Annotated in this window: 6 protein-coding genes, 2 pseudogenes and 1 riboswitch; of the genes and pseudogenes, 5 read left to right on the forward strand and 3 right to left on the reverse strand. The window is 41.2% G+C overall.

Annotated elements, in window-relative coordinates; all coding sequences use genetic code 11:
- Nucleotides 1-176: 176 nt before the first annotated feature.
- Nucleotides 177-773, reverse strand: a complete 597-nt coding sequence (locus RM368_RS36860) for an rRNA large subunit pseudouridine synthase E (RefSeq protein WP_322698643.1) — start codon at nucleotides 771-773, stop codon at nucleotides 177-179.
- Nucleotides 774-860: 87 nt separating this feature from the next.
- Complete coding sequence (locus RM368_RS36865) at nucleotides 861-1,088, reverse strand: hypothetical protein (protein WP_322698644.1); 228 nt, start codon at nucleotides 1,086-1,088, stop codon at nucleotides 861-863.
- A 647-nt stretch (nucleotides 1,089-1,735) separates the two neighbouring features.
- Between RM368_RS36865 and RM368_RS36870 the strand changes: the two are divergent.
- From RM368_RS36870 to RM368_RS36880, 3 genes and pseudogenes are all read left to right on the forward strand, one after another.
- A pseudogene (locus RM368_RS36870) lies at nucleotides 1,736-2,728 on the forward strand (2-hydroxyacid dehydrogenase).
- A 77-nt stretch (nucleotides 2,729-2,805) separates the two neighbouring features.
- A riboswitch (TPP riboswitch) is annotated at nucleotides 2,806-2,902 on the forward strand.
- A 7-nt stretch (nucleotides 2,903-2,909) separates the two neighbouring features.
- Complete coding sequence (gene thiC / locus RM368_RS36875; protein WP_322698645.1) at nucleotides 2,910-4,283, forward strand: phosphomethylpyrimidine synthase; 1,374 nt, start codon at nucleotides 2,910-2,912, stop codon at nucleotides 4,281-4,283.
- A 418-nt stretch (nucleotides 4,284-4,701) separates the two neighbouring features.
- Nucleotides 4,702-5,808: a DUF6745 domain-containing protein gene (locus RM368_RS36880; protein ID WP_322698646.1), complete on the forward strand. Its 1,107-nt coding sequence runs from the start codon at nucleotides 4,702-4,704 to the stop codon at nucleotides 5,806-5,808.
- Between the two features lie 422 nt (nucleotides 5,809-6,230).
- On the opposite strand, the gene RM368_RS36885 is transcribed toward RM368_RS36880, so the two are convergent.
- The gene (locus RM368_RS36885) at nucleotides 6,231-8,219 is read right to left on the reverse strand and encodes a S8 family serine peptidase (protein ID WP_322698647.1); all 1,989 of its coding nucleotides are present in this window, start codon (nucleotides 8,217-8,219) and stop codon (nucleotides 6,231-6,233) included.
- A gap of 447 nt (nucleotides 8,220-8,666) precedes the next feature.
- Here RM368_RS36885 and RM368_RS36890 point away from each other — a divergent pair, with 447 nt between their 5' ends.
- Nucleotides 8,667-9,230, forward strand: a complete 564-nt coding sequence (locus RM368_RS36890) for a hypothetical protein (protein WP_322698648.1) — start codon at nucleotides 8,667-8,669, stop codon at nucleotides 9,228-9,230.
- Nucleotides 9,231-9,324: 94 nt separating this feature from the next.
- Nucleotides 9,325-10,215 (forward strand): annotated as a pseudogene (locus RM368_RS36895) (DUF4351 domain-containing protein).
- The last annotated feature ends 5 nt before the right edge of the window (nucleotides 10,216-10,220 follow it).

Genomic DNA, 10,220 nt, shown 5'->3' on the forward strand with positions numbered 1-10,220 from the left:
AAGACTTACCTGCACTACCTCCTGCTGTTTTTTAATTTGTCGAACTCACGTTAAAATTACGTGAGTTCGATGAACCTCTCCCTCCCAGCCTCCCTCTCCGAAACGGAAAGGGAGGAGCAACGAAAAATTCAGCTTTTTGCTCCCCTCTCCGTGTCGAAGAGGGGTTGGGGGAGAGGTTAAATAAGACTTGTCGAATTCACGTTAAAATTACCGATTTCAGAAGCGGTGAGGTCGCGCCATTGACCCAATTGTAGGTCATCTAAGTGTAGGTGAGCAATGCTGACCCTGACCAGTCGCAAAGTCGGAAACCCAACAGCCGCAGTCATGCGCCGAACTTGGCGGTTTTTTCCCTCTGTCAAAGTCATTTCCAGCCAAGCTGTCGGTACATTTTTACGAAATCTAATTGGTGGAGTGCGTTCGGGTAGCTGTGGTTCTTCTGATAAGAGCTTCACTTCTGCTGGTTGAGTGCGGTAATCTTGAATTTCCACACCTGTTTGTAACCTTTTGATAGCATCTGCATCTGGAATTCGCTCTACCTGTACCCAGTAAGTACGTTTATGACCAAAACGCGGATGAGCAAGGCGATGTTGCAATTGTCCATCGTTTGTTAACAGCAGCAATCCTTCACTATCCCAATCTAAGCGTCCCACAGGATACACATCAGACACATCAATATAATCTTTTAGGGTGCTATGTGTGGGAGTATCTTTTGTAAACTGGCTGAGAACGCCATAAGGTTTGTAAAAAATAATATATCGGTAATGATTGGGCATGGGGCATTTGACTTCTGAATTCTCTTTTAACAATAGAAGCAGAATTTATAAATCTTACTTTAAACTTATAAGTTATCAAGTGAAAAATCAATCGCGGTTAAAACCACAACCTAAACAACGCATACAAACAGAGAAAGCTGCTAAAACTGAAACAATCTCAATTAATAATTGAAATGATAAGGGAGCTAGAGCCAAACCCCAAATCAAAAGAATTGTCCCGCTAATCATAGCAGTAATGCGATTAATTTCATCTCTAGTATTGAAAACCAAGAATAATGTTCCTAAACCAATTAATAATAAGATTAAGCTACTCATAAACATATTCCTGACTTATACTTTTTCTTCGCGAAGCTGGATATACAGCAGAATCCAGGAGTAAAACACGCTTCATATTAAGCTTTGAGACGAATCGTTGTGTACTTTACTTTCCTTGAAACCTATTGTATTTCATCCCTGTAGTCAAACCGTTATTTGGGCGGAGTAGAGGGCAGTCTTGTTATGTGCATCTTAATACAGAATGGGATCAACTCCAAGCTGGGAAATTGTAAAAAACTCACACAACTACAGCACAAGTTAACTGATGTCCTCAAATAAATTACACTTTCAATGTCGGTATATTCTACCATTCACGTAGCTGGATGATTTTTTCAGATGTTGCTGTCATTTTGTTTCTGCGAAAATTGACTATTAGCCGATCGCAAAATTATGAGAAATAAATGTGATGGAAATATAAGCAAAATGCGGCGTTGCCTATTTGTAGTAATTTGAAGCAGTTGCATTCAACCGAAGTGCGTAGGCGTAGCCCGTCGTAGACATCGCTTATTTAACTTATCCTGCCAGAGTAAACGATTAAAAAATGTTTAAAATGCCGCATTTACGCTCGTTGTAGACATCGCTTTTCTAAAGGTCAACGTATTATGTACTCGAACACCGTGCAGCATACATAAAGTCTGAGGTTTTGCATGAAAGTAGCAGTTTTCAGTACAAAAGCCTACGATCGCCAGTTCTTGTCAGCTGCAAATTCTCCCATCCAACACGAGTTAGTGTTTTTTGAACCCCGTTTAAATCGGGATACGGCTATCCTGGCTGCCGGATTTCCAGCAGTTTGCGTATTTGTCCACGATCGGGTTGATGCCCCAACTTTAGAACTTCTCGCTTCAGGGGGAACTCGTCTGGTTGTCCTTCGCTGTGCGGGGTTTAACAATGTAGACTGACAAGCCGCAGCAGACTTAGGAACTACCGTTGTGCGTGTTCCCGCCTATTCACCTTATGGGGTAGCAGAACACGCTGTAGGATTGATTTTAAGTCTAAATCGCAAAATTCATCATGCCTATAACCGTGTCCGAGAAGGCAATTTTTCTTTAAATGGACTGTTGGGATTTAATTTGCATCAGCGTACAGTGGGAATTGTTGGCACCGGCAAAATCGGTCTGATTTTAGGACAGATTATGAGGGGGTTTGGCTGTCACATACTCGCCTATGACGTTTATCGCAATCCCGAATTGGAGGCGCTGGGTGGAAAGTATGTAGAACTATCTGAGCTATTTGCCAACTCCGATATTATCTCCCTGCACTGCCCCTTGACTGTTGAAACCCATCACTTAATTAACACTGAGGCTATAAAACAGATTAAGCCAGGTGTGATGCTAATTAATACTAGCCGAGGAGCGCTGATTGATACCCAAGCAGTGATTGAGGGATTAAAATCTGGTAAAATTGGCTATCTAGCTGTAGATGTCTACGAACAAGAATCGGAATTGTTCTTTGAGGATTTGTCTGGGCAAATTATTCAAGATGATATTTTCCAGCGTCTAACAACATTCCCCAATGTACTGATTACCGGACATCAAGCCTTTTTTACAGCAGAAGCTCTCTACAATATTGCCGAAACAACTTTTGCTAATATTACCGATATTGAACAGGGTCGTCCTTGTGCAAATGAAATTCGCGCCTAAACCCGAAAATCCAAAATTGTGTTACCTCATAAATTGTTAACAGCTTTGCTCCGAGATATAACCAAGGTGCTACACTACATCCATGCTAGGGGTGCCTACATAACCAGGCTGAGATCACACCCTTAACACCTGAGTCTGGGTAATACCAGCGGAGGGAAGCTGTTTATTGAGGAATTACAATATGCGGACTGAATGGGTTGCTAAACGACGTGGGCAGGTTAATGTATCTCAAATGCACTACGCCCGCCAAGGTGTTATCACCGAAGAAATGCACTACGTCGCCCAACGGGAAAATCTCCCAGCGGATCTCATTCGTGAGGAAGTAGCGCGGGGACGAATGATTATCCCCGCGAATATTAATCACACTAACCTAGAGCCGATGGCTATTGGCATTGCCTCTAAATGTAAGGTAAATGCTAACATCGGCGCTTCTCCCAACTCTTCTAATCTTCAGGAAGAAGTGGATAAGCTGAATCTGGCGGTGAAGTACGGCGCTGATACCGTGATGGATTTGTCCACAGGCGGCGGTAATTTGGATGAAATTCGTACTGCAATCATCAAGGCTTCACCTGTTCCCATTGGTACAGTACCGGTTTACCAAGCTTTAGAAAGTGTCCACGGCACAATTGAGAATCTGACTGCTGATGATTTTCTTCATATCATCGAAAAGCACGCCCAGCAAGGAGTAGACTATCAAACTATCCACGCAGGGATTTTGCTTGAGCATTTGCCTTTGGTGAGAAACCGGCTCACTGGTATTGTCTCTCGCGGCGGCGGTATTTTGGCACGGTGGATGTTGCATCATCACAAACAAAACCCGCTTTATACCCACTTCCAAGATATTATTGAGATTTTCAAAAAGTACGATGTCTCCTTCAGTTTAGGAGATTCCCTGCGTCCTGGTTGCACTCATGATGCCTCAGATGAAGCACAATTAGCTGAATTGAAAACTCTGGGACAGCTAACTCGCAAAGCCTGGGAACATGATATACAGGTGATGGTGGAAGGGCCTGGACACGTGCCAATGGATCAAATTGAGTTCAACGTCCGCAAGCAAATGGAAGAGTGTTCGGAAGCACCTTTCTATGTGTTGGGGCCATTGGTGACAGACATTGCTCCCGGTTATGACCATATCACTTCAGCCATTGGAGCGGCGATGGCTGGATGGTACGGTACTGCAATGTTGTGCTATGTAACACCTAAAGAACATTTGGGTTTACCAGATGCCGAAGATGTCAGAAATGGGTTGATTGCCTATAAAATAGCAGCTCATGCGGCTGATATTGCTAGACATCGCCCTGGTGCAAGGGATAGAGATGATGAACTTTCCAAGGCGCGTTACAACTTCGATTGGAACCGTCAGTTTGAATTATCACTCGATCCCGAAAGAGCTAAGGAATATCACGATGAAACTTTACCAGCAGATATCTATAAAACTGCTGAGTTTTGTTCGATGTGTGGGCCGAAGTTCTGCCCGATGCAAACTAAGGTTGATGCTGATGCACTGACAGAATTAGAGAAATTCTTGGCGAAAGAGGCTGTGACTCAAAGTTAATTTATACTGGGACGGGGTGACGCAAAGAGAAATAGTTTTGTACTAACGTGATACAGCTAAAACAGTATATAAATCTATTTCTTGTGGTGTGGCTATCTTGCCGCAACGGACGGGCGAGACTGTGCTTTTACCCATAATTTAATCTAAATTGTGAACCGTAACCTCACCAGAAATTGACACTTAAAGGATAAGATGGCCGCTTTTAAAAGATAAAGTGGCCATCCCAATTAAGTACAAATTATTATTTTTACACTTTGCGTAATCTGCGATGATAACTTCGTTAAGCTTCTCTTCTCTACCAGAAGCTACCCAACAGACGCTAAACGTAGCTTATTCCGTTTTATAATTAATGGAAATAATAATGCTTTAAGCTCTTAATGCGGCAACTTAGTTAATATTGTTATGTTTTAACACAAACATGTCCAATAAAAAAATTGAAAAACTAACTCCAGAACAAGAAGCTTTAATCTCAGTTTATAAAAGCAAATGGGAAAATATTAGACTTTCTACTCAGCGAATTGATAGAAAAAAAGCAGAGTCAGCTGTAAAAGATGCTTATGCAATGGTTGGTTTACCCATTCCTCAAATTACTTTTTGTGATAGTCCTGACGCTGCGTGCAATTGGCTCTCTAACCATTTATCCTTTCAAAAGATAAAGAACTGGGAAAATAATCAAGATACTTCTTCTTTGAATAACTTGCTATTTTACCACATAGTTGAGAAGTTAAAAAATCCTCTATTTGAACAAATAGATAGTAAAGTTTACGAGCAATTCGGAGACATAATCTATTGCGCTCAAGGTGGAGGAGAACCATTTAACAGTCAACTATATAAGCATTTGTTAAATAAAATAGAAAATAGAGTTTCAGAAAATAGTCAATTTCCTGAAGAATATCGTTATCTGGAATCTCAAATTAATGATTCTTTTCAACCCGAAAATCATTTATGGGCAGCCATGTTTGATTTTGGCTTTTCTGTCTCAGGTCTTAGTGATTTTAAAGAAGACTGGAAAATATTTCAATCATTAGTTCAAGAATGTGGTTGGATTATTGAAGATAGTGATTTTTGCGTTATTTGCGATCGCCCTACAAAATTATTATTAGATAATCAACAGCGGTTACATGCAGAAGCTGAACCAGCTATTGAGTATGCTGATGGTTTTAGTGTCTACGTTTATCATGGTGTAAGATTACCAGAAAAATACAGTAAGTTACCTACAACAGAATGGGAAGCAAAATGGTTATTAGAAGAAGATGACTTGGAAGTGCGAGAATTGCTAATTGAAATAATTGGTTATGAAGGTATTAAAAAAGAATTACAAGCTGTTGAGTTAGATTCATCTCAAGGATACACTTTACTAGCAATAGGTATAAAGAATAATGTAGAGCCGATTTACCTGTTGAAAATGACTGAAAATGATACAGGAAAAATTGATATTAAGAGATTATCAGTTAATGTTAAATCAGTCCAAGAAGCAATTTTTTTGACCAAAAGCTCGTTTTTTCGTGCCGTAGCTAAATTTTAGGTTTTTTAATCTCGAATTATAAATTTGAGTCCAGCACCATCGGCATTTCAATAATTTGCTGCACTGACTCACAATTGAATAATCGCCTAGTATTTTTGGATGAAGGGGTGTTGGGTGTTGGAGGAAGAAAAAATTGTATTTTTATACACCCTACCCCAAAAGCAATAAGGGTACAAGCCCTACTAATATCATGTCCGGTTGAAGACTTATCATTTAGAGGGCAGGGGATAGGGGAAAAAGACTTTTGAGATTTTTGCACAGATACGGTAATCATAAGTGATTAGGCAGACATGATATAATTATCTAATACCCTACACCCTTCAGTTTGACGTCCTAAAATTCTCGTCCTAAAATTCTATTGTCTTAAACACTACACCCAACACCCTGCCCTGAGGAGGTTTTACCTTTTCATGCCATTCGGGTTAAAATCCCATTTCAATGGTCAAACTGCGAATTTTTCCTGTATCTCCTTCAGCTTTATCTGCAACTTCGAGAGTCCAGGTTCCTTGGGGACTTTTACCTTTAAAGGCAGCAAGTTTTGGGGTGTTTACCTCGTCATAAGTTGTTTTAATATTATCTGTAGCTCCACCCTGGCGGTCGTGCAGATTTATGGGAAGTATGCCTGTTTGCACTGGGGGAAGAAGAGTAACTATAAGATCCCCAATATATGTATGCTCGATATCTACATTAACTTTGATGGATTTTAGCAGGGTAGTATTAGCGATCGCCACCGATAATGTTGATGTTTGCAGATCGTTAATTGGCACATCTTGCACTGCTTGGAATCTGCTGATGGGTGATGTTTGCGGTGGCTTGGCTAATTCTACAGCTTTGAGAGCATTGATTCGACCGTAACCGTAAAAGGGGCTGCGGCCATTGGCATCATATTTACCTCCAGCTTGATCGATGCGATCGCAGGAGCGTTTTATAATGTCTCGCACTTCATCCCAACGCAGATTTGGGTTTCTGGCAAGAATTAAGGCTGCTACACCTGCTGCACCTGGACAGGAACTAGAAGTTCCGCCAAATTCGTTTGTGTAGTTGCCTAAAGCCTCACCCAGATTTCGATTACCGGAATTATAGCCAAGTACACCAGAGCGATCGGTTGTCCAAATTCCAGTGGTTTGAGAAATATCACCATTGTTGCTGGGGAAGGCACACCAAACCGCTTGACCGAAGTCACTGTAAGCGCTTCTCGTGCCGTAGTCGTTACAAGCTGCCACTGCAATTATCTTTTGGTAGCTGGCGTAGCCGTCATTATCAACGCTTTCGTTACCGTTACCAGCCGCGAATAAAATTACACAGCCCTTGCCGTTGCGTCCTTTATTGATTGCAAAATCTATAGCAAGTCGCGTGGAATCAGGCAAAGGTACTTTTTGCTTGTGTGCGGGATCGTCTGGCTCAAACCAAGTACCGTCTGCGGGGCCCCAGCTACAAGAAATAACTTCAGCACCATTTTGAGCCGCCCAAACAAAAGCATCTGCTTCATCCTGCGATCCCAGCGCTGAAGCTAAACGAATTGGCATGAGTTTTGCCCCCGGTGCTACACCAGATGCTCCGAAGTTACCGTTTGCACAAGCTACTCCTGCACAGGATGTACCGTGGTTATTATCATTTCCTGGTCTGGGATTGTTCGTTTTACGCGTGACATCACGCGGGGCAACAATCTTGCCAGAAGAACGGAACTCTTCATGATCGAGATCCACACCGTCGTCGATAATTGCAATAGTTGTGCCGGTGCCATTGCTCAACTTCCAAGCGGCTTCAACGTTGGCATGGGCGTTAATTGTCTTACCATTAATTGTTGTTTGCTTTAAATGCCATTGCTGCGGGAAAACCTGACGTTGGCGTGACTCACGCGCTAGTTCGGGATGGCATAGTTCCACTGATTCCTCATTTAGAAGTCTCTCGGCGATGTCAAAGACGGCTATACCAGTATTTGCAGGGGCACTGACAAAGTAAGCATTTCGTGCATATTCAAGTTGGCGTTTAATTGTTAAGTTGTAACGTCTTAAAACCTCTTGGCAGACCCTTAACTCTTCTTCGCTATCAAATTTAACAAAAAGGTTTTCAGTATAAACTACAGGTTGTTGGCATACTGGATCGATTAAGACGCGTCCAGCAAATTGGACTTCAGACTCATTGTTGAGAATTTCACGGGCGCGATCGCGCAAAGCGACACCCTGATTCGGAATTTTCGCTTGCAAAATTTCTACACCGGCTTGCCGAAACCGGGTTTTTAACTCAAATTGATTGAGGATGCTACGAGCTGTAGGTGATACAGGTGCGACTTCAAAGGATCTTGCACCGACAATCGTGCTGCGGCTTTCGGTACGCACTACAACGTGTTCGTTACTGATAGCAAATTCATACTGTTGGCCATTCTGTCCACCATAGCGAACCTGAACCATTGTTTAATCTCCTAAATATTTTGAAAATTGGGAATTCGGTATTGGGAAACCGTATTATGCCTTACTTTTTAAGCTTGCTATACCCATCGTAGGCTGACATTTACTTGATGGATGCTTCTGATTTCATGTGTTATGTGTGTATTACGATACAGAATTTAATCTATCTAAGTTCATACAAACTTCGATTAATCTTTCCAGAAAAGAGGGGATTCAAAATCAGGTTGCTTTAAGAATCTTCACTATCTGTAGGAGCGTATAACTGTGCATCACGATGAGATATAGCGGTTCTCGTTTGGATGCAATACATTTTGACCTCTCTCCTAAAAGGAGAGAGGCTTTGAATTTTACTCCCTGGGGGTTAGGTCTGTATCGCACTCAATGTGAGAAGCGTTATAAATGTATTTCGTACCACTGAAAACGCTATAACATCATTAGAATTTGAGAAAGATGTTTTATTTTCCGGCTGAGTATTTTTTACAGGCGTATTCTTTACCCCTGATTCCTGAAGTGAGATTTCAAAAAGACTATTTTTCTGAGTATCCTGAACAAATTCGCGTTAGTGGCAATGTAAACCTACGCACTGCTATATCCTACACTCGTAAACCTGGGTACTATGCAGTACATTACAATCAACCCAGCACTGTGGCAATAGGGGCAATTTTACGACTTAACGACGGTGCGATCGCAGTTTTTTCAGGCGAACCCAATCAATCAGAACAGGGTATATTAAGTCCAGTTTATACACTAGAAACTAATGCTTCCTTAGCAGTACCAAGTGGACTGGTTTTTATCCGCTTTGCAGAAGGCGTTGATGTGGAATCGCAGCACGAGGTAATTAATCGAGCAGGTTATGAAGTTGCACAAAACTTTTCTTACGCGCCTCATACCGCTTGGTTGCGTGCCAAATCAGGTAGGATTGTTGATGCGATCGCTGGAATTTCTCAGTTAGAAGCGATCGCTAATGTTGAGAATGTCGAACCTCAAATGCTTATGCAAAGAGGTTTCAGATAAATTACAAATTATACATATTAGAGATATTTTTACTTCTAAGTTGACGGTAATATAAGTACTATACTTCACTATTGCCTAAATTTTTTTTAGTTGAATGACTAGATTTATCCATGACCAATTTACAAAAGATTATTTGGAAGAATTACTAAAACCTTATGGAGAAGTGCAAGGTTCTAGCCGTGTGGCGGGAGAAGTTCGAGAAATCGATGTTTTATTTTCTCCTTTAACAGAACAAAGCACGAATTTAGAAACACTAGGATTGTTAGGAAGGTTTGCCGCTACAGCAGCCATTTTTTAACCCTTCTGTAACGCTGCATCAAAAGAAGAAATTTGTGATTGTCTGTTAAAATTATTAGAAGTAAGGGGTGGCTTACAACGTCAAGCAAATCGCAATAAAACTTCCATTCCAGAATTAGAACTTCCTAAATTATGGATACTTACCCCAACAGCATCTACAACGCTGCTGTCAAGATTTGGTGCTACTCAAAAGGTAAACTGGCTACCTGGAGTACATTTTATCGCAGAGTATTTGCGGACTGCGATCGTTGCAATTCACCAGTTACCGTGCATCCAAGAAACTTTGTGGTTAAGAATTATCGGTCGAGGAACAGTCCAAAAACAAGCAATAGATGAATTAGAAGCACTATCATCAAATCATCCATTTCGCAGAGCAACGCTAGAATTACTTTATAACTTGCGGCAAAACTTGCAAGTTAATCAAAATTCAGAAGAAGACGATCGGGAGTTAATTATGCGATTAAAACCACTTTATCAACAATATCGGGAACAAGCTATACAAGAAGGGAATAAGCAAGGAGAACAACGTTTAATTATACGTCTACTAAATCGCCGTTTTGGTGAGATTGATTCATCTACTCTTGAGCGAGTTCAAGGATTATCTATTGAACAATTGGAGGCGTTAGGAGAAGCTTTGTGGGAGCATCCACTTTTGGCAGAAAGACTCAAATTGCAAGCAACCCATTAAGATAA

The sequence above is a fragment of the Nostoc sp. DedSLP03 genome, from assembly GCF_034530815.1.
In the GTDB taxonomy this organism is placed as follows: domain Bacteria; phylum Cyanobacteriota; class Cyanobacteriia; order Cyanobacteriales; family Nostocaceae; genus Nostoc.

Bases quoted from the DNA above. Each gene is read 5' to 3' on its own strand.
- RM368_RS36890 (WP_322698648.1), top strand. From the start codon at position 8,667: ATGTTTTATTTTCCGGCTGAGTATTTTTTACAGGCGTATTCTTTACCC.
- RM368_RS36885 (WP_322698647.1), bottom strand. From the start codon at position 8,219: ATGGTTCAGGTTCGCTATGGTGGACAGAATGGCCAACAGTATGAATTT.
- RM368_RS36865 (WP_322698644.1), bottom strand. From the start codon at position 1,088: ATGAGTAGCTTAATCTTATTATTAATTGGTTTAGGAACATTATTCTTG.
- thiC (WP_322698645.1), top strand. From the start codon at position 2,910: ATGCGGACTGAATGGGTTGCTAAACGACGTGGGCAGGTTAATGTATCT.
- RM368_RS36880 (WP_322698646.1), top strand. From the start codon at position 4,702: ATGTCCAATAAAAAAATTGAAAAACTAACTCCAGAACAAGAAGCTTTA.
- RM368_RS36860 (WP_322698643.1), bottom strand. From the start codon at position 773: ATGCCCAATCATTACCGATATATTATTTTTTACAAACCTTATGGCGTT.